This is a genomic window from Cellulomonas terrae, assembly GCF_007990265.1.
GTDB lineage: Bacteria > Actinomycetota > Actinomycetes > Actinomycetales > Cellulomonadaceae > Cellulomonas > Cellulomonas terrae.
The window spans coordinates 40886-65238 of sequence record NZ_BJWH01000006.1 but is presented as its reverse complement, the minus strand read 5'-3'; the positions used below and the strand labels follow the sequence as shown (position 1 = coordinate 65238).

Here is a 24353-nt window from a genome sequence, read left to right as displayed (position 1 = left end):
CGTAGTCGCGTGCCTCGGGAGCGAGCGGGGGCGCGCGCGGTCCGCTACCAGCGGAACTTCTCGCCCCCTGCGGGCGTTCTTAGCGTTCGAGGCTCACAGGTCGACCTGGGACACTGGGGCCACGATGTCACGCACCGAGGAGACCGACCCCATGACCACCCAGCCCGCCGCCTGGCAGGCTCCGTCGTGGGAAGAGATCGTCCGCGACCACTCCGCGCGGGTGTACCGGCTGGCGTACCGCCTCACGGGGAACAAGCACGACGCCGAGGACCTCACGCAGGAGACGTTCGTCCGCGTGTTCCGGTCCCTGCACTCGTACACGCCCGGCACGTTCGAGGGCTGGCTGCACCGGATCACGACCAACCTGTTCCTGGACCAGGCTCGTCGCCGCCAGCGCATCCGCATGGACGCCATGGGGGAGGACTCCGAGCGGTACGCGTCGGGGGACCAGCTCAGCGCACCGGAGCGTGCGTTCGAGCACGGCAACCTCGACCTCGACATCCAGCGCGCTCTCGACCAGCTGCCGCCCGAGTACCGCGCGGCCGTCGTGCTGTGCGACATCGAGGGGCTGTCCTACGAGGAGATCGCGGTGACGCTCGGCATCAAGCTGGGCACCGTCCGGTCCCGCATCCACCGTGCCCGTGCACGGCTGCGGGTGTCGCTCGAGCACCGCGCCCCGGCGGCCTTCCTCGCGGACTCCGCAGACTCCTCCCCGCTGACGGTCCTCGGATGAGCCACCTCGGGTCGCGGATCAGCGCGCTGGTCGACGGGCAGCTCTCGGTGGCGGACACCGAGAAGGCCCTCGCGCACGTCGCGGTCTGCCCCGAGTGCTCCGCCGAGCTCGCCGCGTCCCGCGCCGCCCGCCGTGCACTGGCGTCCGCCGACGAGGTCGCGCCGAACCCCGACCTCACCGCGCGGCTGCTGTCGCTGGCGTCGAGCACCCCCAGCACCGACCCCTTCGCGCCGCCGGTCCGGCAGTCCCGCGACGAGCTGGCCTCGTACGGCGTGGCCAGCGGCGGTCTGGGCTCGCGCGGGTGGCGCGGGAGCGGGTCCCTGCGCGGCGACGTCGGCCACCGACGCTCGTCCGTCCGGCTCGCCGCCGGCTCGATGGCGGGTCTCGGCGCGGTGGCGGCGATGCTGTTCGTGCTCGGTGAGCGTCCCGACGTCGTGCCGACGGTGCACCCCGGCGTGGACCTCGGGCTGCTCGGCCAGGCGACCACCGACGACCCGGCTGCCGCGGACCGCCTGGTCGACACCAGCTCCTGGCCCGTCGCCGACGGCTCCGCGGAGGCGTCCCACCAGACGGTGGCATGGCTGCGCGCACACGCCTGGACGTTCCCGGCCGAGCTCCCCGAGGGCTGGTCCGTGACCGCGGTGCGCTGGTCCGGGGACGACTCCCGGGTGCTCGAGGTCGACGTGACCAGCGCGGACGGGACGTCGCTGGTCGTCACGGAGCAGCAGGGGCGTCTCGAGACGGCGGCGCTCGCCGGGGCGCCCACCAGCGAGGTCGGCGGACGGCAGGTGTACGTGCTGTCCTTCGAGCCGTGGCACGTCGTGTGGCAGGCCGACGGGACGGTCGTCCAGGTGGTCGGCTCGCAGTCGTCCGGCTCCGCCGAGACACTTGTGGGAGCCTTTCCTGGTGGCGCCTTCGACGACGGCGTGCCCGCGCGGATCACGCGCGGCTGGGACACCGTGACGGGAGCGCTCGAACGGCCATGACGACCCCCGAGGACGCGCAGCCCGTCCCTGTCCGCGCCGACGAGGACGCAGAGCGGACCCCCGCCGGGCTGTTCGCCTCGCCGTCCGGCCGTCGCGAGCTGCCCCCGACGCCGTCGACGCCCGAGGCACCTCCGGTGGACATCGCCGTCACGCACCCGGCCCCGGCCCCGCCTGCCCCGGCCCGGCCTGCTCCTGCTCAGCCCGCGGTGGGCGCGTCCGCTCCGCTCTCGCCGCAGCACCCGCCGGGGAGCCACTGGTCGGTGCCGCACGGCTCCGTCCCGACGTTCGCCCCGCCGTCGCCGTCCGTCCCAGCGAACCCCTACGGCCCTGCCGCCCAGCAGCCCCCGGCGCCGTGGGCGGGCGTGCCGTACGCGACCACCGGCACCACCGCGGCCGCCGACCCTGGCCCCTCGACCGGCCCGTCCGGCGTGCCGCACACCGTCGTCCTGCACCGCAAGCGTCGGCGCACCCTCTCGGCCGCGTGGGTGGTGCCGCTCGTCGTGATCGCGCTGGCGGCGGGTGCCGTGGGCGGCGTGCTGGGCTCCCGGCTCACCGAGGACGACCGCCTCGCCGACGCGGGCCTGCCCATCGCGCCGGTCGGTGCCGGCCCGGTCGAGCGGGAGCCGGGCTCGGTGGCCGGCATCGCGGCCGGGGTGCTGCCGAGCGTCGTGTCGATCCAGGTCGACGGCCCCGACGGCAGCGCCACCGGGTCGGGCTTCGTGCTGCGGGGCGACGGGTACCTCGTGACCAACAACCACGTGATCGCGCAGGCGGACGGGGCCGCGTCCACGACCATCACCGTCACGTTCGGCGACGGGAGCGAGCAGGAGGCGTCGATCGTCGGGCGGACGGCCGACTACGACCTCGCGGTGCTCAAGGTCGACGTCGAGGGCCTGACGCCGCTGCTGCTCGGCGACTCCGACTCCGTCGTCGTCGGTGACCCGGTCGTCGCCGTCGGCGCACCGCTGGGCCTGGCCGGGACCGTCACGACGGGCATCGTCAGCGCGCTCAACCGGCCGGTGTCCGCGGGCGAGGCGACCGAGGAGGACGACCAGGCCTTCATCAACGCCATCCAGACGGACGCGGCGATCAACCCGGGCAACTCCGGCGGTCCGCTGGTGAACGCGGCCGGCGAGGTCATCGGGATCAACTCGGCGATCGCGCAGCCGCCGGGGTCGCTCTCGATGGTCGGGGGCAGCATCGGCCTCGGGTTCGCCATCCCCTCGAACCAGGTGCGTCGGACGGCGGACCAGCTCATCGAGACGGGCCGCGCGACGTACCCGATCATCGGGGTGCTGCTGGACCAGCGGTACACCGGCGAGGGTGTGCAGGTCTCGACGGACGTGCAGGACGGACGGCAGCCGGTCACGGCCGACGGACCGGCGGAGCGCGCGGGGATCCACCCCGGTGACGTGATCCTCGCCATCGACGGACGTCCGGTGACGGACCCCGACGAGCTGATCGTGGCGATCCGCGCCCGCACGCCGGGGGACACGATCGTGCTGCACGTGCGCAGCGGCTCCAGCGAGCGCGACGTGCGCGTGAAGCTCGACGAGTCGCCGACGGACTGACCGCAGCGCCCGGGGTCGGACCGTCCACAGGCGGGCCACCCACGCCCAGTGTCGGGGGGTACTCTGACCCGGTGTTCGGGATCAACGGCGGTGAGCTGCTGGTGCTGCTCGTCGTCGCCGCGCTGGTCATCGGCCCCGAGCGGCTCCCCGGCTACGCCGAGCAGCTGGGCCAGTGGGTGCGCCGCGGCCGCCGGTTCATCCGGGACGCGAAGGCCCGCGTCGACGAGGAGCTCGGCGACGAGGTCGGCGACGTCGACTGGGCGGCCCTGGACCCTCGCAAGTACGACCCGCGACGTATCGTGCGGGACGCGCTGCTGGAGGACGACGAGCCGCTGCGGCCCGTGAGCACCCCCGCCACCCGCCCCCGGACGGGCGCGGCGGCCGCGCGCGCCGCGACCGGCGGTGCCGCCGCCGCGGCGGCGACGGGCGGAACCGGCGCCGCAGCCGCAAGTGCCCCCTACGACGACGAGGCCACCTGACCGGTCCTGCCCCGTCCCCCTCCCCTCGGGAGCGCCGGCACGCCGGTCCTCCCGCCCTGACAGAATGGTCCGATGGTCTTGGCGCCGCACCAGTCGCGCATCTTCTCGGGGATGCAGCCCACGTCCGACTCCCTCCAGCTCGGCAACTACCTGGGCGCACTGACCCAGTGGGTCGCGCTCCAGGAGGAGCACGACGCGATCTACTGCGTCGTCGACCTGCACGCGCTGACGGTCAGCCCTGACCCGTCGGTGCTCCGGGAACGCACGCGCCGCACGGCCGCGCAGTACCTCGCGGCCGGTGTCGACCCGGACCGCTCGATCCTCTTCGTGCAGTCGCAGGTCCCCGAGCACGCCGAGCTCGCCTGGCTGCTCTCCTGCCACACCGGGTTCGGCGAGGCCAACCGGATGACGCAGTTCAAGGACAAGTCCGGCAAGCACGGGACCGAGGGCACGACCGTCGGGCTGTTCACCTACCCGGTGCTCATGGCGGCGGACATCCTGCTGTACGACACGACGCTCGTGCCGGTGGGCGAGGACCAGCGCCAGCACCTGGAGCTGACCCGGGACCTGGCGCAGCGGCTGAACGCGCGGTTCGGCCCGGATACCGTCGTCGTGCCCGAGCCGCACATCGTCAAGGCCACCGCCAAGATCTACGACCTGCAGGACCCGACCGCCAAGATGAGCAAGTCCGCGGAGAGCCCGAACGGCCTGATCGAGCTCCTGGACGACCCGAAGGTCGTCGCCAAGCGCATCCGGTCGGCCGTGACGGACGCGGAGCGCGAGATCCGGTTCGACCCCGAGGCCAAGCCGGGCGTCTCCAACCTGCTGACGATCTACTCGGCGCTGACCGGGCGGGACATCCCTGCGCTGGAGGCGGACTACGCGGGGAAGGGCTACGGCGACCTGAAGGTCGACCTGGCGAACGTCGTCGTCGACTTCCTCACGCCGTTCCAGGCCCGCGTGCACGGGTACCTGTCCGACCCGGCGACGCTCGACGCCGTCCTGGCCGACGGTGCCGACCGTGCGCAGGAGCTGGCCGGGGGCACGCTCGAGCGCCTCTACGACCGCAGCGGTCTGCTGCCTCGTCGCGCGCGCGCCCGGGTCGGCGCGTGAGACTGCCGGAACGCTCCGGGAACCAGGTCCGGATCGGGGTGGCCATCACCGTGCCCGAGCCGTACGGCACGGTGCTGCAGGCCGCGCGCGCCCGGTTCGGGGACCCGTGGGCGGAGTTCATCCCGCCGCACATCACCCTCCTGGGACCGACGGTGATCGAGCACGACGAGATCCTCCCCGTCGACGAGCACCTGGCCGCCGTCGCCGCACGGCACGCACCCTTCGTCGTGTCGCTGCGCGGGACCGCGACGTTCCGGCCCGTCTCGCCCGTGGTGTTCGTCCAGGTCGTCGACGGTGTCACCGGCTGCGAGGGGCTCGAGAGCAGCGTCCGGTCGGGGGTGCTCGACCAGGAGCTCCGGTTCCGGTACCACCCGCACGTGACGGTCGCGCACGAGGTGCCCGACGACCAGCTCGATGCCGCGTTCGCCGGTCTGGCCGACTTCGACGCCTCGTTCGTCGTCGACAGCTTCCACAGCTACGCCCACGGTGACGACGGAGTGTGGCGGCCCGCGCGGGACTTCAGCCTGACCGGCCCGCCCGCGGATGCCGGGGTCGGCCCCTCGACCTAGGGTCGGGGCATGACGGCCGACGGCACCTCAGCGCAGGACCCGACGGGACCGGCCGCAGGCGCGGGAGCAGCGCACGCGCGCGCCGTCGCGACGGCTCCCGACCCGGCCGAACCGGGCCCTCGCCGGTCTCTGGTGGACCGGGCGAAAGCCCTGTTCGCGTGGTGGCAGCACACCCGGCCCGCTCGGGCGAACGCGCGGTTCGGTGCCCGTGGCGGTGGGGTGCTCACCGGCGGCATCGCCTACGCGGCACTGTTCTCGGTGTTCGCCGCGCTGACCATCGGCTACACGATCTTCATGGCCGTGCTGGGCAGCAACGACGAGCTGCGCCAGAAGGTGCTGGACGCGGTGGACGACTCCCTGCCGGGGCTCATCAAGACCGGCGACGACAGCAGCGGCATGATCGATCCCGACTCGCTGGTGCTCAGCGGCAGCCTCACGCTGACGGGGATCATCGCGGTCGTCGTCCTGCTGCTCAGCGCGATCGCGGCGATGGCCGCGCTGCGGCTCGCGGTCCGGGCGATGTTCGCCCCCGACGGCGCGGCGGGTGCCGGCGGGAACGCGGTGCTCGGCAAGGCCCGGGAGCTGGGTGGGTTCGCCGGCATGGCCTTCGCGGTGCTGCTCTCCGCGGTGCTCACCACCGGTGTCGCGAGCGCCGCGTCCTGGATCCTCGACTCGCTCGGCTGGGGCGGCTCCACGACGGTCGTCCTGCGGGTGGTCGGCATCCTCGTGGCGTTCGTGGTCGACGCGGGGATCTTCCTGCTGATCGTCACGGTCCTGGCCGGCGAGCACGCACCGTGGCGGGACCTGCGCTGGGGGGCGGTCATCGCCGGTGTCGGCATCGGGGCCGTCCGCCTCCTGGGAACGGAGGTGGTGGCCGGGAGCGTGAACAGGAACCCGCTCTTCACGTCGGTCGCCGTGATCGTGACCCTGCTGGTCTGGGTCAACCTGATAGCCCGCATCGTCCTGCTCGCGGCCGCGTGGACGGCGGACCCCCCGTTCGTCGAGCCGGAGCCGGAGCTGGAGGAAGCTGCCACCTGACCCCCTCGTCCTGTCGCGGGTGCGCGGGCCGCCCTAGGGTCGGCGCATGTCAGCCGAGGAGACAGGTCCCGCGACCGCGACCAGGCCGCCGCGCGCACGGCTCGCAGACAGCCCGTCGCTCGTCCTCCGGGGCAGGGCGCTGCTCCTGCGGTGGAAGCACACCCGACCGGGCCGGGCGAGCGCGCGGTTCCGCGCCCGGAGCGGCGGTGTCCTCGCGGGCGGGATCGCCTACGCGGCGCTGTTCTCGGTGTTCGCCGCCCTGACCATCAGCTACACGACGTTCATCGCCATCCTCGGCGACAACGACGAGCTGCGCGAGAGGGTCCTGCAGGCGGTCGACGACACCTATCCCCACCTCCTCGACACCGGCGACGGCCTCGGCGCGATCGACCCGGAGGTGCTCGAGCTCTCCGCCAACCTGACCGCGGCGGGCATCGTCGCGGTGGTGGTGCTGCTGCTCAGCGCGATCGCGGCGATGACGGCCCTGCGCAGGTCGGTGCGCGCGATGTTCGCGACCGAGCTGGGCGGCAACCCGGTGCTGGGCAAGGCTCGCGACCTCGGCGGGTTCGTCGGGATGGCGTTCGCGGTGCTGCTCTCGGCGACGCTGACCACCGGCGTGGGGACCGTCGCGTCGTGGATCCTCGACGCCCTCGGCTGGGACGGTCTGACCACCGTCGTCCTACGGGTGGTCGGCCTCCTCGTCGCCTTCGTGATCGACGCCGCGCTCTTCGTGCTGGTCGTCAGGGTGCTGGCCGCCGAGCACCCGACCTGGCGGGACCTGCTCCGGGGTGCGGCGATCGCGGCGGCCGGCCTGGGGATCGTGCGGACGCTCGGCACGACGGTCGTCGCGAGCAGCGTGAGCACGAACCCGCTGTTCGCCTCCGTCACCGTGCTCGTCACGCTGCTGGTGTGGGTGAACCTGGTCGCCCGCATCATGCTGCTGGCGGCTGCCTGGACCGCGGACCCGCCGTACGTCGAACCGGCGACCGCAGCGGAGTCACCGGGCCGGACGGCGCCGCGCAGCGAGCGGGACCAGGAGCGCACCGACGGCGACCAGTCCCGCGGCGAGCAGGGCCAGCGACCCTGACGTCGACCCGGTCACGGCCAGGGTCGGGCTCGTCGGGCTGGGGGACGGTGCGGGCGTCGGGGGGACGGGCGGTGCGGCCACGGCCAGGGCCGCGACGCCGGAGACGGCGCCGGCGAAGACGATGCTCGACGCCACCGCCCGGAACTGCGCACCGTCGTCCGCGAGGGTCGCGGTGAGGGAGTAGTCGGTGCCCGTCGCGCCCGGGATCGGCGTCCAGGTGGCACCGCCGTCGTCGCTGCGCTCCCACTGGAGCCCGGTGACGTCGCCCGCCGGGGTGACCGAGAACGTGACCGCCGTGTCCGGGGCGACCGACGCGTCCGCGGGTGCGGTCACCGTGGGCCGCGTGAACGGGGTGACGGTGCCGTCGGTCGCGTTGGTGACGTAGACGTGCACGCCGTCGGACGACGCCGCGACACCTTCGGAGCCCGCGCCGACGACGGCGGTGCCCCCGAGGGCCGGGTCGGCCCGGTTGAGCACCAGGAGGAGGCCGTCCGTCTCGGTGACGTAGACCCGGTCGCCGTCGGGCGAGACGGCGACCGTGCGGCCGCCCGGGCCGATCGGGAGGGTCTCGACGACGGTGTTGGTGGTCGTCGAGATCACCGACACCGTCGCGGACGTCGCGTTCACGACGTAGACCTCGCCGCGGACCGGGTTGTACGCGATACCCCACGGGCCTGTCCCGACGGGGATCGCGGGTGCGACGGGCGGGCACGCGAAGGTGGTCGTGTCGATGACCGCGACGGAGTTCAGCGCGTTCTGGGTCACGTACGCCGTGGTGCCGACGAGGACCACGCCGCGCGTGGGGGTCTGCAGCTCGCACCCCTGTGCGGCGCCGCCGCCGGTGGGCCAGCGCGTGAACTGTCCGGTCGCGTTCGTCGCGTACACGAAGGACGCGTCCGCGGCCACGCCGCTGGGGTTGCCGAGCGGACCGGTCAGGCGGGTCACGCTCGCCGTTGCGGGGTCGATCAGGTCGACCGACGGGATGGTCGGTCCCGCGCCCGTCGTCGAGGCGTAGACCAGGGTCGGGGCGCCCGGGGACGTCGTGACGCCGAACGGGAGCGGCGAGGTCGGGATCGTCGCGAGGACGGTCGCGGTCGCCGGGTCGATGACGCTCAGCGTCGAGTCGTCGTTGTTGGCGACGAACGCCTGGCTGCCGTCCGCGGAGAACGCGACGCCCAGGGGGCGCGCACCCACGTCGATCACGGGGTCAGCCGCTGCTCCTGCGCCGGTCGCGGCCAGCGGGGCCGTGACGAGGGCGAGCAGCGTGGCGGTGGCGGCCAGACGGCCGGCTCGGCGAGGGCGCATGGGGCTTGCTCCGTGGTCGGCGACGCGTACCGCACGGTATCAATCGGACGAGCCGGGCACGACCGCAGCGGCTCAGCCGGCAAGCAGCGCCGCATGCAGCTCCGGCAGCCGCGCGCCCAGGACCGCGAGCCGCGCGCGCGTGGCCGCCGGCTCGCCGACCGTCCCGAGCCGGAGCATCCCCGGGTCGCCCGCGACCTGCGCGGCGGCGATGCGGTCCGCGGCGTCGGTCATGCGCGTCACCACGTGGTCGAGCAGGGCGTGGGCATCGATCCCGCCGTAGCCGTCCGCGATCGTGCGCAGCACGTGGGTGACCTCGTCGGTGGGCGAGTCCGGGAACAGCACGGCGGTGTTCCACGCGAAGATCGCGACGTCGTCCAGGGGGATGCCCGGACCGGCGACGTCCCAGTCGAAGACGCCCGCCAGCTCGTCGCCGTCGAACGCCATGTTGTACATCGCGCTGTCGTGGTGGCAGACGATCTCGCCGGGAGCGAGCGCGCGCTCCACGAACCGCCACCGCCGGCTGTCCCGCGGGAACCCCGCGACGGCCGCGTGGAACGACCGCAGCCACCCCATAGCCGACCGGACCTGCGCGTCGCTGAGCGTCTCCCGGCCGATGTCGAGCACCCGACCGGGCAGGAACGTGAGGATCTCGCGGTCGTGGCCGTCGGTGCCCAGGACGCGGGGGATGCGGGAGAGCCCGGCGTCGGCCAGGAAGTCGAGCAGCTCGTGCACGGCGGGCGTCCACGGTCCGGTCGGGCGGCGGACGGTGTCGCCGACGCGGACGGCCCCTCCGACGTTGCCACCGGGCAGCGGGATCTCGGTGTCGTCAGGCATGCGGGTCAACCTAGGCCACCGGCGAGGGCGGTCGCGAGACGATTGCGTGCTATAAGTCAACCTAGGTAGAGTTATCGCCGTGCGACGCGGACGACGCCCCTCCCAGCAGACCATCGACGTGCTCCAGGCCCTCGCCGAGGAGCCGACCGCGTGGCGCCACGGGTACGAGCTGTGCACGGAGCTCGGGCTCCACGCCGGCACCGTGTACCCGATCCTGCTGCGCCTCGCCGAGCGCGGCCAGATCGAGAGCACCTGGGAGGCGCAGGGGGCACCCGGTCGCCCTCCGCGCCACCTGTACCGGCTGTCGACCGCGGGTGCGGAGCTCGTCGCGGAGCTCCGGCGCGCGGTCGAGGAGACAGATACCCGCCCGGCTCCCCGGACCTGGGGGGCCGCGAGCCCGGGAGCGGTGGGGTGAGCGCGCAGCTCGTCGTCCTCGGTGTCCTCGTCGGCATCGTGGCCGTCGTCGTCGTCGGTGGCGTGCTCGGGTGGACGCTGCTGCCCGGCGTCCGCGGTCACGGCCTCGCCGCCGTGCTCCTCTCGATCGGCGGGCTGCTCGCCGTCGTCGGGCCGTGGGTGCTCGCGGCGGCGGCTCTCGCCGGACGCGTGTCCGCCGCGGTGCGGCGCGCACCACGGGACGGGTCTGCACGGCTCCTCTCGGTGGCGACCGCGGGGCTCGCCGGGCACCGCGGCGAGTGGGGCGCCGCGATGCGCGCCGAGCTCGAGAGCATCGACGGCCCGCGTGAACGCCGCCGGTTCGCCCGCGGGTGCGCGTGGGCGGCGCTGCGCCAGGGGAGCGGACGGGTGTCCACGGTCGCCGTGCTCGGGACGGCCCTCGTCTTCGCCGCCGGAACCCTGGTGGCCTCACGCGTCGGGTTCGGCGGTGACGGCCAGGGGATCCTCGGCTGGGTGACCTTCGGGATCCCGCAGCTCGTGCTCGCCGGCGTCGGGCTCTGGGCTGCCCGTTCCACCGGGTCGTTCCGCGTCGGGTTCGAGACCGGGATGTCGGCCTTCCTGGCCGCGGTGATCGGCTACCTGGCCGTGGTGATGCCGGAGTCGGCGTACTGGTACCACCAGGCGGGCGTGTACGTGATCGACGGCGACCCGCCCAAGGGCGGACCGGACGCGACGCCGGCGCTCGATCCTCTCGCGCCGATCTTCCTGCTCCCGGTGCTCCTGCTGTGGTCGCCGTGCGCGACCATCGGCGCGGAGATCGGAGTCCGCCTGAGCCAGAGGCGTCAGACCGCGTCGCCCGCGCCGGCGCGAGCCACCGTCTGAGCGCAGCCGGTCAGAAGGCGCGCGTGATCATCGCGCGCTTGACCTCCTGGATCGCCTTCGTCACCTCGATGCCACGCGGGCACGCCTCGGTGCAGTTGAAGGTCGTGCGGCAGCGCCACACGCCCTCCTTGTCGTTGAGGATCTCGAGGCGCTGGGCACCACCCTCGTCGCGGCTGTCGAAGATGAACCGGTGCGCGTTGACGATCGCGGCCGGGCCGAAGTACTGCCCGTCGGTCCAGAACACGGGGCACGACGACGTGCAGGCGGCGCAGAGGATGCACTTCGTGGTGTCGTCGAACCGCTCGCGCTGCTCGGCGCTCTGCAGGCGCTCCTTCGTCGGCTCGTTCCCGCTGGTGATGAGGAACGGCATGATCTCGCGGTAGGACGCGAAGAACGGCTCCATGTCGACGACCAGGTCCTTGATCACGGGCAGGCCCTTGATCGGCTCGACGATGATCGGCTTGCTGGGGTCGAGGTCCTTGAGCAGCGTCTTGCAGGCCAGCCGGTTGCGGCCGTTGATCCGCATCGCGTCGGAGCCGCACACGCCGTGCGCGCAGGAGCGTCGGAACGTCAGCGAGCCGTCCTCCTCCCACTTGACCTTGTGCAGGGCGTCGAGCACGCGGTCGGTGCCGTGGGCGCGGACCGTGAACTCGTCCCAGTAGGGCTGGGGTTCGCCGGCGCCGTCGTCGGGCAGGTAGCGCCGGATCTTCAGGGTCACGTCGAAGCTCGGGATCGCCCCGACCTCGGACGCGGGGGCGCCTTCGAGAGTCGCAGTCATCAGTACTTACGCTCCATCGGCTGGTAGCGGGTCATCGTGACGGGCTTGGAGCCCAGCACGAGCTGGTAGTCGTCGAACAGCGTCGTGTGCGCGAACGAGCCCTTGTGGTCGCCGTCGCCCTCCGTGCCCCACAGGCGGTGCCCCTTGACGGGCAGCGGGCGCCGGTAGGCCATCGTGTGCCGCATGTAGTTCTTGTCGTCGCGGTCCGGGAAGTCCTCGCGGAAGTGCCCGCCGCGCGACTCGTCGCGGTTGAGGGCGCCGACGACGACCGTCTCGGCGATGTCGAGCAGGAAGCCCAGCTCCACCGCCTCCAGGAGGTCGGTGTTGAACATCGTGCTCTTGTCCTGCACCGACACCTTGCGGAACCGCTTGTGCAGGGCCTTGATGTCCTCGAGCGCCTGCGTGAGCGACTCCGACGTGCGGAAGACCTGGGCGTTCAGGTCCATGGTCTCCTGCAGCGCCTTGCGGATGTCCGACACCCGGTCGCCGTCGGGACGCGTGCGGATCTCCTCCAGGCCGGCGACCACGGTGGCCGCGGGGTTCTCGGGGAGCTCCACGAACGACGCCGTCTGCGCGTACGCCGCGGCCGAGATGCCGGCGCGCTTGCCGAACACGTTGATGTCGAGCAGCGAGTTGGTGCCCAGACGGTTGGAGCCGTGCACGCTCACGCACGCCACCTCGCCCGCGGCGTACAGGCCGCGGATGACGTCGGTGGAGTTGCGCAGGACCTCGGCCTCGATGTTGGTGGGGATGCCCCCCATCGCGTAGTGGGCCGTCGGGTACACCGGCACGGGCTCCGTGTAGGGCTCGATGCCGAGGTAGGTCCGGGCGAACTCGGTGATGTCCGGGAGCTTGGCGTCGATGTGCGCCGGCTCGAGGTGCGTCAGGTCGAGCAGCACGTAGTCCTTGTTCGGACCCGCGCCGCGGCCCTCCCGCACCTCGTTGGCCATCGACCGGGCGACGATGTCGCGCGGCGCCAGGTCCTTGATGGTCGGGGCGTAGCGCTCCATGAAGCGCTCGCCCTCGGAGTTGCGCAGGATGCCGCCCTCGCCGCGCGCGGCCTCCGACAGCAGGATGCCGAGCCCCGCCAGACCGGTCGGGTGGAACTGGAAGAACTCCATGTCCTCCAGCGGGATGCCGCGGCGGTACGCCAGCGCCATGCCGTCGCCCGTGAGGGTGTGGGCGTTGGAGGTCGTCTTGTAGATCTTGCCCGCGCCGCCCGTCGCCAGGACCACGGACTTGGCCTGGAAGACGTGGATCTCGCCGGTGGCCAGCTCGTAGGCGACGACGCCCGAGACGTTGACCTCCTCGCCGTCCGGCACGTGGCCCGCGGCGAGGTCGTGGTCGACCAGCAGGTCGAGCACGTAGAACTCGTTGAAGAACTCGACGTCGTTCTTCACGCACTGCTGGTAGAGCGTCTGCAGGATCATGTGGCCCGTGCGGTCCGCGGCGTAGCAGGACCGGCGCACGGCCGCCTCGCCGTGGTTGCGGGTGTGCCCGCCGAACCGGCGCTGGTCGATCTTGCCCTCGGGCGTCCGGTTGAACGGCAGCCCCATCTTCTCCAGGTCCAGCACCGCGTCGATGGCCTCCTTGGCCATCACCTCGGCGGCGTCCTGGTCCACCAGGTAGTCACCGCCCTTGACGGTGTCGAACGTGTGCCACTCCCAGTTGTCCTCCTCGACGTTGGCCAGCGCGGCGCACATGCCGCCCTGCGCCGCGCCCGTGTGGGACCGCGTCGGGTACAGCTTGGAGATGACGGCCGTGCGCACGCGCGTCGAGGACTCCAGGGCCGCGCGCATGCCGGCGCCGCCCGCGCCGACGATCACGACGTCGTACTGGTGGGTCTGCATCGGTGTCGATGCCTTCCTGTTTCTGGGGGGGAGAGCGTTACGCCGTGCAGAACGAGGGCAGCAGGTCCGCCGGGGAGCCCGCCGGGCACGGGTCGAACGTGAAGATCACGAGCGTGCCGAGCACGACGACGACGACGAACGCGAGGTAGAGCGAGGCCTTGAGGGCCAGGCGCACCCCGTCGCGCTCCGCGTAGTCGTTGATGATCGTCCGCACGCCGTTGGTGCCGTGGATCATCGCGAGCCAGAGCATCAGCAGGTCCCAGACCTGCCAGAACGGTGACGCCCACTTGCCCGCGACGAAGCCGAAGTCGATCGCGGAGACGCCCTCGCCGGCGACCAGGTTGACGAACAGGTGCCCGAAGATCAGGACGATGAGGATCACGCCGGACGCGCGCATGAACACCCAGCCGTAGAGCTCGGTGTTGCCGCGCGTGGTCAGGCGCGACGGGCGGGGCTTCGGGGGCCGCGGGGCCTTCGGGTCGGCGATGGTGGTCATCACTCGCCTCCGAACACGTGCATGAGGTGCCGGGGCAGGAAGCCGGCCATGGTCACGACGAACAGGCCCATCACGACCCAGAGCATCACGCGCTGGTACTTGGGGCCCTTCGACCAGAAGTCCACGAGGATGATCCGGATGCCGTTGAACGCGTGGAACACGATGGCGGCGACGAGACCGGCCTCGCCGATGCCCATGATCGGGTTCTTGTACGTGGCGATGACGTCGTTGTACGCCTCGGGGGAGATGCGCACGAGCGACGTGTCGAGCACGTGCACGAGCAGGAAGAAGAAGATGGCGACGCCGGTCACGCGGTGGGCGACCCACGACCACATGCCTTCCCGCCCGCGATAGAGCGTTCCGGCCGGCACCTTGCGGGCGGCCGGCGCTGGGGGCGCTGCAGGCACTGGGCCCTCCCTGGCGAGTCAGAGGTTCGGACGACGGCGTCCTTGTCTCGTCAACTGTAGTGAACCGATCAGTACGCAACCCGTCGGCAGAGGCCTGCTGTGAGGTATTGCACAGCGCGGACCCGGCTCCCGGGGCTCGCTACCCTGGCGCCCATGTCGCTCACGATCCCCGGATTCCACGCCGTCGTCCCGGCCGGTGGGGCGGGCACGCGCCTGTGGCCGCTGTCGCGCGCGGGGCACCCCAAGTTCCTGCTCGACCTCACCGGGTCGGGCCGCACGCTCCTGCAGGCGACGGTCGACCGGCTGCTCCCGCTCACCGGGGCCGGGGGCGTCCTCGTCGTGACCGGCACGCGGCACGCCGAGGCCGTCGCCGCGCAGCTGCCCGAGCTCGGGGCGGCCGACGTGCTCGCGGAGCCGTCGCCCCGCGACTCGATGGCCGCGATCGGTCTGGCCGCCGCGGTGCTGCTGGAGCGGCACGGCGAGGACGTGGTCCTGGGGTCGTTCGCCGCCGACCACGTCATCGACGGGACGGAGGCGTTCGAGCGCACGGTGCGCGAGGGCGTCGCGGCGGCGCGGGCCGGGAACGTGGTGACGATCGGCATCGCCGCCACCGGCCCGTCGACCGCGTTCGGCTACGTCCGCTCCGGGCCGTCGCTCGACCTGGCCGACGCCCCGAGCGTGACCCGGGCCGCCGGCTTCACGGAGAAGCCCGACGCCGTGACCGCGACCGCGTACCTGGCGACCGGCGAGTACCGCTGGAACGCCGGCATGTTCATCGTCCGGGCGCGGGTGCTCCTCGACCACCTGGCCACCCAGCTCCCGGCGCTCGCGGCCGGGCTGCTCGAGATCGCCGCGGCGTGGGACGGGCCGGGGCGCACGGAGGTCCTCGACCGCGTCTGGCCCGGGCTGACCAAGATCGCGATCGACCACGCCATCGCGGAGCCGGTGGCCGCCGCGGGCGGGGTGGCCGTCGTGCCGGGCGACTTCACGTGGGACGACATCGGTGACTTCGACTCGCTCGCGCAGCTGCTCACGTCCGACACCCTCGGAGACGACGGTCTCGTCCTGCGCGTCGACGCGGACGGCGCGTTCGTCGCACCGGGCTCCGGGAGGACCGTGTCCGTGGTCGGGCTGTCCGACGCGGTGGTCGTCGACACCCCCGACGCGGTGCTGGTGACCACGCGGGCGCACGCGCAGTCCGTCAAGGCGGCCGTCGACGGCTGGCGGGCGCGGGAGCGCGAGGACCTGCTGTGACGCGGACACGATCCGCTGGGCCGCCCGCTCGCGACTAGGGTCGAAGTCGTGCCTGATCCCCTCGTCGCTCCGTTGACCAGCCTCCGACCCGACCCGACGGAGCCGATGTCGGCCCGGCTCGCGGCCCTGGTCGCGGAGCTGCGCGACGAGCTGGTGGAGATCCGTCGTGACATCCACGCCCACCCGGAGCTCGGGCGGACCGAGGTCCGGACCACCAAGCTCGTCGCCGAGCGGCTGCGCGCCGCGGGGCTCTCCCCGCACCTGCTGCCGGGCAGCGGGCTGGTCTGCGACATCGGCCCCGGCCCGACGGTCACCGGCCGCAAGCGGATCGCCCTGCGGGCCGACCTGGACGCGCTGCCCGTGCAGGAGACCAGCGGCGTGCCGTGGGCGTCGACCGTGCGGGGCGTCACCCACGCCTGCGGCCACGACGTGCACACCACCGCGGTCCTCGGCGCCGGGCTGGTGCTCGCGCAGGTCGCCGACGAGCTCCGCACCGGCGTGCGGCTGGTCTTCCAGCCGGCCGAGGAGGTGCAGCCCGGGGGAGCGCTCGACGTGGTGGCCGCGGGCGGGCTGGACGGCGTCGCGGAGATCTACGCGTTCCACTGCGACCCGAAGGTCGACGTCGGCCACGTCGGGACGCGCATCGGACCCATCACGTCGGCGAGCGACGAGGTGACCGTCACCATCGCCGGGCCCGGCGGGCACACGTCACGGCCGCACCTCACCGGCGACGTCGTGTTCGCGCTCGGTCAGGTCATCACGCAGGTGCCCGCGATCCTGGGCCGGCGGCTCGACCCGCGCTCGGGCGTGAACCTCACCTGGGGCGCGGTGCAGGCGGGCTCGGCGCACAACGCGATCCCCGCGACGGGCACGGTGAAGGGCACGCTGCGGTGCCTCGACGTGCGCGCGTGGGAGAAGGCGTCGGAGGTGTTCCACGCCGCGGTCGAGCAGGTCGTCGCTCCGTTCGACGTCACGGTCGACGTCCGGCACCACCGCGGTGTCCCGCCGGTCGAGAACGCGGAGCACGCGACGGGGATCCTGGAGGCGGCGGCGCGCGACGTCCTGGGCTCCGGGTCGGTGCTGCTGACGGAGCAGTCGCTCGGCGGCGAGGACTTCGCCTGGTACCTGACCAAGGTGCCCGGGGCGATGGCCCGCCTCGGCACACGGACGCCGGGCGGCCACACGTTCGACATCCACCAGGGCGACCTGCGTGTCGACGAGCGCGCGGTCGAGGTCGGTGCGCTGCTGCTCGCGCGGACGGCAGTTCTCGCGGGCTGAGACGGAACGTCCGTCACCTGGGCGAACACATACCAAGTCGATAACGGAACCTGGGCCGATACCCGTCGGTAACCTGCGCGACACCTCCGGATCGTTATGGTCCGAGAATCAATGCCGGGCAGCCACCAGACCGTGTGGCGGCACACCGTCGTGCCACCCGCACGGTCGGCCCAGCCGGACCGGTTGCTGACGAGATTCAGGAGAGTCGCGTGAAGAAGATCATTCGAGTGGCCGCGCTCGGCGGGGCGGTCGCCCTCGCGCTTGCGGCGTGTGGCAGTGCTCCCGAGGAGACCGAGGAGACGACCGGCGGCGAGACTGCCGCCAGCGTCGACTTCAAGGCGTGCATGGTCTCGGACGCGGGCGGTTTCGACGACAAGTCGTTCAACCAGTCCGGCTTCGAGGGCCTCACGCGCGCCGTCGAGGAGCTCGGGATCGAGGAGGCGCACGTCGAGTCCGCCTCCGACACCGACTACACCCCGAACATCGACGGTCTCGTCGCCGAGAACTGCGACCTGATCATCGGCGTCGGCTTCCTGCTCGAGGACCCGATCCAGGCGGCCGCCGAGGCCAACCCGGACGTCAACTTCGCGCTCGTGGACAGCTCGTTCTCCGACGCGGACTTCGCGCCCGTCACGCTGGACAACGGCAAGCCGATCCTCTTCGACACGGCGCAGGCCGCCTACCTCGCCGGCTACGCCGCCGCGGCGACGTCCACCACCGGCAAGGTCGCGACCTTCGGTGGCATCCAGATCCCGTCCGTCACGATCTTCATGGACGGCTTCGCCGACGGCGTCGCCAAGTTCAACGAGGACAACGGCGGCTCGGTCCAGCTCCTCGGCTGGGACAAGGCGACCCAGCAGGGCGTCTTCGCCGGCAACTTCGACAGCCAGGACGACGGCAAGAACATCGGCCAGTCGTTCATCGACCAGGGCGCGGACATCATCATGCCCGTGGCCGGCCCGGTCGGGATCGGCACCGCGTCCGTCGCCGAGGCGGCCGGCAACGTCGCGATCATCGGCGTCGACGCCGACTGGTTCGAGACCACCGAGTACGGCCCGATCGTCATGACCTCGGTCATGAAGGAGATCGGCCCGGCCGTCTTCGACACGATCAGCGAGGCCGTCGACGGCAACTTCAGCTCCGACCCGTACGTCGGCACGCTGGAGAACGAGGGCCTCGGCCTGGCGCCGTGGCACGACTTCGACTCGAAGGTCCCCGCCGAGGTCAAGACGAAGATCGACGAGCTCAAGGCTCAGATCATCTCCGGCGAGATCACGGTGGAGTCCGACGCGACGCCCAGCTGATCCAGCACGGCAGCAGGCCGACGGCCCGGGCCCAGCGCCCGGGCCGTCGGCCTGTCCGGCACCGACCTCGTGAGGGGATGGATAGTGTCTGAGGACAGTCGTGACGTCGAAGGAGACGACCGGTGAAGCTGGAGCTGCAGGGCATCACCAAGACCTTCGGGTCGTTGGTCGCCAACGACCACATCGACCTCGTCGTGGAGCCCGGTGAGATCCACGCGCTGCTCGGGGAGAACGGTGCCGGCAAGAGCACGCTGATGAACGTGCTCTACGGGCTGTACGACCCCGACGGGGGGCAGATCCTCGTCGACGACGCGCCCGTGACGTTCGCCGGGCCCGGTGACGCGATGGCCGCCGGCATCGGCATGGTCCACCAGCACTTCATGCTCGTCCCCGTGTTCACCGTCGCGGAGAACGTGGTCCTGGGCCACGAGCCCGTGCGCGGCGGCGGCCTGATCGACCTCGCCGAGGCGCGACGCCGGGTCAAGGAGATCTCCGACCGGTTCGGGTTCCACGTGGACCCCGACGCGTACATCGAGGACCTGCCCGTCGGCGTCCAGCAGCGCGTCGAGATCATCAAGGCGCTGTCCCGGCAGGCCAAGGTCCTCATCCTCGACGAGCCCACCGCCGTGCTCACGCCACAGGAGACCGACGAGCTGATCGCGATCATGCGCCAGCTCAAGGCGTCCGGGACGTCGATCGTCTTCATCACGCACAAGCTGCGCGAGGTGCGCGCCGTCGCGGACCGGATCACCGTCATCCGGCGCGGCAAGGTGGTCGGCAGCGCCGAGCCGACGTCCACGGAGACCGAGCTCGCGTCGCTCATGGTCGGACGGTCCGTGTCCCTGGGGGTCGCGCGGACCGCGGCGGAACCGGGTGAGCAGACGGTCCAGGTCCGCAACCTGACGGTCATCGACGACGCGGGCGTGCGCCAGCTGGACGACATCTCGTTCGACGTGGCCCGAGGCGAGATCGTGTCGATCGCCGGTGTCCAGGGCAACGGCCAGACGGAGCTCACCGAGGTCATGCTCGGGCTGCAGGCGCCCGTCGCCGGGTCCGTGCGGCTCGACGGTGTCGAGCTGGTGGGCAAGTCGGTCAAGGACGTGCTGGACGCGGGCCTCGGGTTCGTCCCGGAGGACCGCTCGACCGACGGCGTCATCGCCGACTTCTCCATCGCGGAGAACCTCATCCTCGACCTGCACCGCCACGAGCCCTTCGCCAAGGGCGTCGCGCTGAAGCCGGCCGCCGTCCGGGCCAACGCGGAGAAGCGGATCGCGGAGTTCGACGTCCGCACCGGCTCGATCGACGCGCACGCGAGCACCCTGTCCGGCGGCAACCAGCAGAAGGTCGTGCTGGCGCGCGAGATGTCCCGGCCCCTGCGGCTGCTCATCGCGTCCCAGCCGACCCGCGGGCTCGACGTCGGGTCGATCGAGTTCGTGCACTCCCGGATCGTGCAGGAGCGCGACAACGGCACCCCCGTGATCATCGTGTCGACCGAGCTGGACGAGGTGCTCGCGCTCGCGGACCGCATCCTCGTCATGTACCGCGGGCGGATCGTCGGCGACGTGCCCGGCGGGACCGACCGCGACGTGCTCGGTCTGATGATGGCCGGGATCCCGCTGGAGGACGCCGTCCGCCAGGCCGCCGAGCACCACACCACGCTCGGCGAGCTGGACCTCACCGCCGACGCGACGACTCCCGAGGAGGAGCAGCTGTGAGCAGCCAGCCGCCGGTCCCGCTGCCCGACGCCGCGGTCCCGCCCCCCGGTCAGACGGGGGTGGCCGAGCCGACGCCGGAGCCCGACGGCGGTCGCCGCATCCTGCACGAGATGCTGACCAGCAGCTGGCTCGTCTCGCTGCTGGCGATCGTGCTGGCCCTCATCCTCGGTGGGCTGCTCATCGCCGCCGCCGACGCCGAGGTCCAGGCGACCGCGAGCTACTTCTTCTCCCGGCCCAGCGACCTGATCTCCGCGGCCTGGACAGCGGTCTCGGAGGCCTACGCGGCCCTGTTCGCAGGAGCGATCTTCGACCCGCGGGCCGAGACGTTCGCCCGGGCGATCCGCCCCCTGACCGAGACGCTCACGGTGGCGACGCCCCTGATCCTGGCGGGCCTCGGGCTCGGCATCGGGTTCCGGGCCGGCCTGTTCAACATCGGTGCCCAGGGCCAGATCATCCTCGGTGGCATCTTCGCCGGGTACATCGGGTTCACGTTCGACCTCCCGTTCCCCCTGCACCTGCTGCTCTGCGTCATCGGTGCGGCGCTGGGTGGCGCGCTGTGGGCGGGCATCGCCGGTGTGCTCAAGGCGCGCACGGGTGCGCACGAGGTCATCGTCACGATCATGCTCAACAACATCGCGATCTACCTGGTCGCGTACCTGCTGAGCCTCGACTCGTTCCAGCGCCCGGGGAGCAACAACCCGGTCAGCCCGCCCATCCCCGAGAGCGCGTCGTACCCGTTGCTGCTCGGCGAGGGGTACCGCCTGCACGCCGGCTTCCTGGTCGCCATCGCCGCCGCGGTGTTCACGTGGTGGCTGATGGAGCGCTCGACGATCGGCTTCCGGTTCCGCGCCGTCGGGTCCAACCCCCACGCCGCGCGCACCGCCGGCATCTCGGTGAACTCGACCTACGTGTGGGTCATGCTCACGGCCGGTGCGTTCGCCGGCCTCGCCGGCTCCGCGCAGGTGCTCGGGACGGAGCACGTCCTCACGGCGGGGGTCGCCGCGAGCTACGGGTTCGACGCCATCACGGTCGCCCTGCTCGGTCGCTCCAAGCCGCTGGGCACCGTCCTGGCGGGCATCCTGTTCGGCGCCCTGCGCGCAGGCGGCGTCGTCATGCAGGCCCGGACCGGCACCCCGATCGACATCGTGCTCGTCGTGCAGTCGCTCATCGTCCTGTTCATCGCGGCCCCGCCGCTGGTCCGGTCGGTGTTCCGCCTGCCGTCGCCGGACACACCGCGGGCCCCGAAGCCGGTCGTCCCCGTCGCAGCGAAGGAGGTCAGCGCATGAGCGCCCCCACGATCGACGCGACGACGCCGGCACCCGCCCGTCCCGCCTCGCAGCCGGTGCTGCCCCCGATCAAGTGGCACGCACCGATCACCTACGCGGTCGTCGCGGTCCTCGGGCTCGTGGTGTTCGGCCTGCTCGGGCCGAGCGGCGAGACCAGCACGTTCGCCGTCTCGACCCCACGCGACTTCATCCAGTTCACGCCGTTCTCCGTGCCGTCGAAGCTGACCGCGATCCTCCTGTGCCTCGCGGCGCTCGGGCTCGCCGGGGTGTCGTTCTACGAGACCCGCCGCCGCGAGAAGGCCGGCGCCTGGCTGCCGATCACCTACGGGTTCCTCATGGTGTTCGCGTTCCTGGTGTGGGCCGTCGCCGGCAAGGACAGCGGGCTGCCGCTGACCGGGCTGCTGCAGGGGTCGCTGTTCCTCGCGATCCCGCTCGTGTTCGGTGCGCTGGCGGGTCTGCTCTGCGAGCGGTCCGGCATCATCAACATCGCCATCGAGGGTCAGCTGCTGGGCGGAGCGTTCCTCGCCGCCGTCGTCGCCACGCTCACCAGCAGCGCGTACGCGGGGCTGATCGCGGCCCCGATCGCCGGCGCCCTGGTCGGCCTGCTGCTGGTGCTGTTCTCGATCAAGTACGTCGTCAACCAGATCATCGTCGGCGTGGTGCTGAACGTGCTGGTCATCGGCGTCACCAGCTACCTGTTCTCGACGGTGCTCAAGGAGAACCCGGACACCTGGAACAACCCCCCGGGGCTGCCGGTCATCAGCATCCCGGTGCTCTCGCAGATCCCGATCATCGGGCCGGTGCTGTTCCGCCAGACGGCGCTCGTCTACATCATGTACGTCGTCGTGATCCTGCTGCAGGTCATGGTGTTCAAGTCTCGCTGGGGCCTGCGGCTGCGGTCGGTCGGCGAGCACCCGAAGGCGGCCGACACGGTCGGCATCAAGGTCAACCGCACCCGGCTGCGCGCCACCGTGCTCGGCGGGGCGGTGGCCGGTCTCGGCGGGGCGTTCTTCACCGTCGCGGCGGGGCTGGCGTTCGGCAAGGAGATGACCAACGGCAAGGGGTACATCGCGCTCGCCGCGATGATCCTGGGCCGGTGGAGCCCCAAGGGTGCCCTGGCGGCCGCGCTGCTGTTCGGGTTCGCCAACAACCTGCAGCTCCAGCTCAGCATCATCCAGACGCCGATCCCCAGCCAGATCATGCTGATGACTCCCTACGTCGTGACGATCTTCGCGGTCGCAGGGCTCGTCGGACGGGTGCGCCCGCCGGCCGCCGAAGGCATCCCCTACACGAAGTGAGTGCTGTGAACATCGACTGGGACGCCTTGCGGGCGGCCGCCACGGACGTCATGCACCGCGCGTACGCGCCCTACTCGAGCTTCCCGGTCGGTGCTGCCGCCCTGGTCGACGACGGGCGTGTGGTCGTCGGCTGCAACGTGGAGAACGCCTCCTACGGCGTCACGCTGTGCGCCGAGTGCGCGCTCGTCTCGGGCCTGCACGTCTCCGGCGGCGGGCGGCTGGTCGCGTTCACGTGCGTCGACAAGCACGGCAACGTCCTCATGCCGTGCGGCCGGTGCCGGCAGCTGCTGTGGGAGCACGGGGGAGCGCGGCTGCTCGTGGAGACGACGCACGGCGTCAAGCCGATGACCGAGGTGCTGCCCGACGCCTTCGGGCCCGCCGACCTGGAGGAACGCGCATGAGCACCGAGGCGTTCGACGCCGTCGACGTCATCGTCGCCAAGCGGGACGGGCACCGGCTGTCCGACGCGCAGATCGACTGGGTCATCGACGCGTACACGCGCGGGGTCGTCGCCGAGGAGCAGATGTCGGCGCTGAACATGGCGATCCTGCTCAACGGCATGGACCGCGCGGAGATCGCCCGCTGGACCGCCGCGATGATCGCCAGCGGCGAGCGGATGGACTTCTCCGGGCTGTCGCGGCCCACCGCCGACAAGCACTCGACCGGGGGCGTGGGGGACAAGATCACGCTGCCGCTCGCGCCGCTCGTCGCCGTGTTCGGGGTGGCCGTCCCGCAGCTGTCCGGGCGCGGCCTGGGCCACACGGGCGGCACGCTGGACAAGCTCGAGTCGATCCCCGGCTGGCGGGCCGCGCTGAGCAACGACGAGATGATGGCGCAGCTCGACGACGTCGGCGCGGTCATCTGCCAGGCCGGGTCGGGGCTCGCCCCCGCCGACCGCAAGCTCTACGCGTTGCGCGACGTGACCGGCACGGTCGAGGCCATCCCGCTCATCGCGAGCTCGATCATGAGCAAGAAGATCGCCGAGGGCACCGGCGCGCTGGTGCTCGACGTCAAGGTGGGGTCCGGCGCGTTCATGAAGGACGTCGACCGTGCCCGTGAGCTGGCCCGGACGATGGTCGCGCTCGGCACCGACGCGGGGGTGCGGACCGTCGCGCTGCTCACCGACATGTCGACGCCGCTCGGCCTCACCGCCGGGAACGCGCTGGAGGTCCGGGAGTCCGTCGAGGTGCTGGCGGGCGGGGGGCCGGCGGACGTCGTCGAGCTCACGGTCGCGCTGGCGCAGGAGATGCTCGCCGCGGCCGGGCGACCCGGGCAGGACGTGGCGGCCGCCCTGCAGGACGGGCGGGCCATGGACGCGTGGAAGCGGATGATCGCCGCCCAGGGCGGCGACCCGGACGCACCGCTGCCGGTCGCCCGGGAGACGTCGCAGCTGCTCGCGGAGACCGACGGGGTGCTCGCCGAGGTGGACGCCTACGCCGTCGGCATCGCGGCATGGCGGCTCGGTGCGGGACGCGCGCGCAAGGAGGACCCCGTCCAGGCGGGTGCGGGGGTGGAGCTGCACGCCAAGCCCGGGGACACCGTGCGGGCCGGTCAGCCGCTCATGACGCTGCACACCGACACCCCGGACCGGTTCGGGCGCGCGCTCGACGCGCTCGCCGGCGCGGTCGTCGTCGCCCCCGAGGGCACCGTCGTGCCCATCAGGCCGCTGGTGATCGACCGCATCGACGCCTGACCCC

Annotated in this window: 24 protein-coding genes; 18 read left to right on the top strand and 6 right to left on the bottom strand. The window is 72.3% G+C overall.

Features of this window, described 5'->3' with window-relative positions:
- The first annotated feature begins 124 nt into the window (after positions 1 to 124).
- The 8 genes from sigE to CTE05_RS07775 all read left to right on the top strand — a co-directional run bounded on the left by sigE (position 125) and on the right by CTE05_RS07775 (position 7576).
- A complete protein-coding gene (gene sigE / locus CTE05_RS07810) occupies positions 125 to 733 on the top strand; it encodes an RNA polymerase sigma factor SigE (protein ID WP_146845563.1) in 609 nt (202 codons plus the stop codon).
- Positions 730 to 1719, top strand: a complete 990-nt coding sequence (locus tag CTE05_RS07805) for a zf-HC2 domain-containing protein (protein ID WP_146845562.1) — start codon at positions 730 to 732, stop codon at positions 1717 to 1719. Before sigE ends, CTE05_RS07805 begins: the two co-directional genes overlap by 4 nt.
- On the top strand, positions 1716 to 3290 hold the full coding sequence (locus CTE05_RS07800) for a S1C family serine protease (protein ID WP_146845561.1): 1575 nt from the start codon (positions 1716 to 1718) through the stop codon (positions 3288 to 3290). Before CTE05_RS07805 ends, CTE05_RS07800 begins: the two co-directional genes overlap by 4 nt.
- 71 nt (positions 3291 to 3361) lie before the next feature.
- Complete coding sequence (locus tag CTE05_RS07795; protein WP_146845560.1) at positions 3362 to 3769, top strand: twin-arginine translocase TatA/TatE family subunit; 408 nt, start codon at positions 3362 to 3364, stop codon at positions 3767 to 3769.
- A 72-nt stretch (positions 3770 to 3841) separates the two neighbouring features.
- Complete coding sequence (trpS, locus tag CTE05_RS07790; protein ID WP_146845559.1) at positions 3842 to 4882, top strand: tryptophan--tRNA ligase; 1041 nt, start codon at positions 3842 to 3844, stop codon at positions 4880 to 4882.
- The gene (locus tag CTE05_RS07785) at positions 4879 to 5451 is read left to right on the top strand and encodes a 2'-5' RNA ligase family protein (protein ID WP_146845558.1); all 573 of its coding nucleotides are present in this window, start codon (positions 4879 to 4881) and stop codon (positions 5449 to 5451) included. The genes trpS and CTE05_RS07785 overlap by 4 nt, the downstream gene beginning before the upstream one ends.
- A gap of 9 nt (positions 5452 to 5460) precedes the next feature.
- Positions 5461 to 6489, top strand: coding sequence for a YihY/virulence factor BrkB family protein (locus CTE05_RS07780; RefSeq protein WP_146845557.1), 1029 nt, complete (start codon positions 5461 to 5463; stop codon positions 6487 to 6489).
- A 46-nt stretch (positions 6490 to 6535) separates the two neighbouring features.
- Complete coding sequence (locus tag CTE05_RS07775) at positions 6536 to 7576, top strand: YihY/virulence factor BrkB family protein (RefSeq protein WP_146845556.1); 1041 nt, start codon at positions 6536 to 6538, stop codon at positions 7574 to 7576.
- Here the strand turns inward: CTE05_RS07775 and CTE05_RS07770 are convergent.
- Both CTE05_RS07770 and CTE05_RS07765 read right to left on the bottom strand, forming a co-directional pair.
- Positions 7487 to 8881 (bottom strand): YncE family protein, encoded by a 1395-nt coding sequence (locus CTE05_RS07770; RefSeq protein WP_146845555.1) that lies wholly within the window; start codon positions 8879 to 8881, stop codon positions 7487 to 7489. The two genes, CTE05_RS07775 and CTE05_RS07770, sit on opposite strands and share 90 nt — an antisense overlap.
- A 72-nt stretch (positions 8882 to 8953) precedes the next feature.
- The gene (locus tag CTE05_RS07765; protein ID WP_146845554.1) at positions 8954 to 9715 is read right to left on the bottom strand and encodes a phosphotransferase; all 762 of its coding nucleotides are present in this window, start codon (positions 9713 to 9715) and stop codon (positions 8954 to 8956) included.
- Between the two features lie 79 nt (positions 9716 to 9794).
- On the opposite strand from CTE05_RS07765, the gene CTE05_RS07760 reads away from it, so the two are divergent.
- The gene (locus CTE05_RS07760; protein WP_222595435.1) at positions 9795 to 10130 is read left to right on the top strand and encodes a PadR family transcriptional regulator; all 336 of its coding nucleotides are present in this window, start codon (positions 9795 to 9797) and stop codon (positions 10128 to 10130) included.
- On the top strand, positions 10127 to 10990 hold the full coding sequence (locus tag CTE05_RS07755) for a hypothetical protein (protein ID WP_146845553.1): 864 nt from the start codon (positions 10127 to 10129) through the stop codon (positions 10988 to 10990). The genes CTE05_RS07760 and CTE05_RS07755 overlap by 4 nt, the downstream gene beginning before the upstream one ends.
- A 10-nt stretch (positions 10991 to 11000) precedes the next feature.
- Here the strand turns inward: CTE05_RS07755 and CTE05_RS07750 are convergent, their stop codons facing one another.
- The 4 genes from CTE05_RS07750 to sdhC are packed head-to-tail and all read right to left on the bottom strand — an operon-like array spanning position 11001 to position 14485.
- On the bottom strand, positions 11001 to 11768 hold the full coding sequence (locus CTE05_RS07750) for a succinate dehydrogenase iron-sulfur subunit (protein ID WP_146845552.1): 768 nt from the start codon (positions 11766 to 11768) through the stop codon (positions 11001 to 11003).
- Positions 11768 to 13618 carry a succinate dehydrogenase flavoprotein subunit gene (gene sdhA, locus CTE05_RS07745; protein ID WP_146845551.1) on the bottom strand — a complete coding sequence of 617 codons (1851 nt, stop codon included), beginning with the start codon at positions 13616 to 13618 and terminating at the stop codon, positions 11768 to 11770. The genes CTE05_RS07750 and sdhA overlap by 1 nt, the downstream gene beginning before the upstream one ends.
- A gap of 37 nt (positions 13619 to 13655) precedes the next feature.
- The gene (gene sdhD, locus CTE05_RS07740) at positions 13656 to 14114 is read right to left on the bottom strand and encodes a succinate dehydrogenase, hydrophobic membrane anchor protein (protein WP_146845550.1); all 459 of its coding nucleotides are present in this window, start codon (positions 14112 to 14114) and stop codon (positions 13656 to 13658) included.
- On the bottom strand, positions 14114 to 14485 hold the full coding sequence (gene sdhC / locus CTE05_RS07735) for a succinate dehydrogenase, cytochrome b556 subunit (RefSeq protein WP_371863361.1): 372 nt from the start codon (positions 14483 to 14485) through the stop codon (positions 14114 to 14116). The genes sdhD and sdhC overlap by 1 nt, the downstream gene beginning before the upstream one ends.
- 189 nt (positions 14486 to 14674) lie before the next feature.
- Here sdhC and CTE05_RS07730 point away from each other — a divergent pair, with 189 nt between their 5' ends.
- From CTE05_RS07730 to CTE05_RS07695, 8 genes are all read left to right on the top strand, one after another.
- Positions 14675 to 15775, top strand: a complete 1101-nt coding sequence (locus CTE05_RS07730; RefSeq protein WP_146845548.1) for a mannose-1-phosphate guanylyltransferase — start codon at positions 14675 to 14677, stop codon at positions 15773 to 15775.
- Positions 15776 to 15880: 105 nt separating this feature from the next.
- Positions 15881 to 17053 (top strand): amidohydrolase, encoded by a 1173-nt coding sequence (locus CTE05_RS07725; RefSeq protein WP_146845663.1) that lies wholly within the window; start codon positions 15881 to 15883, stop codon positions 17051 to 17053.
- Between the two features lie 209 nt (positions 17054 to 17262).
- Complete coding sequence (locus CTE05_RS07720; protein ID WP_146845547.1) at positions 17263 to 18357, top strand: BMP family lipoprotein; 1095 nt, start codon at positions 17263 to 17265, stop codon at positions 18355 to 18357.
- Between the two features lie 122 nt (positions 18358 to 18479).
- Positions 18480 to 20072, top strand: coding sequence for an ABC transporter ATP-binding protein (locus tag CTE05_RS07715; protein ID WP_146845546.1), 1593 nt, complete (start codon positions 18480 to 18482; stop codon positions 20070 to 20072).
- Positions 20069 to 21358 (top strand): ABC transporter permease, encoded by a 1290-nt coding sequence (locus tag CTE05_RS07710; RefSeq protein ID WP_371863360.1) that lies wholly within the window; start codon positions 20069 to 20071, stop codon positions 21356 to 21358. Before CTE05_RS07715 ends, CTE05_RS07710 begins: the two co-directional genes overlap by 4 nt.
- On the top strand, positions 21355 to 22656 hold the full coding sequence (locus CTE05_RS07705) for an ABC transporter permease (protein ID WP_146845545.1): 1302 nt from the start codon (positions 21355 to 21357) through the stop codon (positions 22654 to 22656). The genes CTE05_RS07710 and CTE05_RS07705 overlap by 4 nt, the downstream gene beginning before the upstream one ends.
- 5 nt (positions 22657 to 22661) lie before the next feature.
- Positions 22662 to 23057, top strand: a complete 396-nt coding sequence (locus CTE05_RS07700; protein ID WP_146845544.1) for a cytidine deaminase — start codon at positions 22662 to 22664, stop codon at positions 23055 to 23057.
- Positions 23054 to 24349: a thymidine phosphorylase gene (locus tag CTE05_RS07695; RefSeq protein ID WP_146845543.1), complete on the top strand. Its 1296-nt coding sequence runs from the start codon at positions 23054 to 23056 to the stop codon at positions 24347 to 24349. The genes CTE05_RS07700 and CTE05_RS07695 overlap by 4 nt, the downstream gene beginning before the upstream one ends.
- The last annotated feature ends 4 nt before the right edge of the window (positions 24350 to 24353 follow it).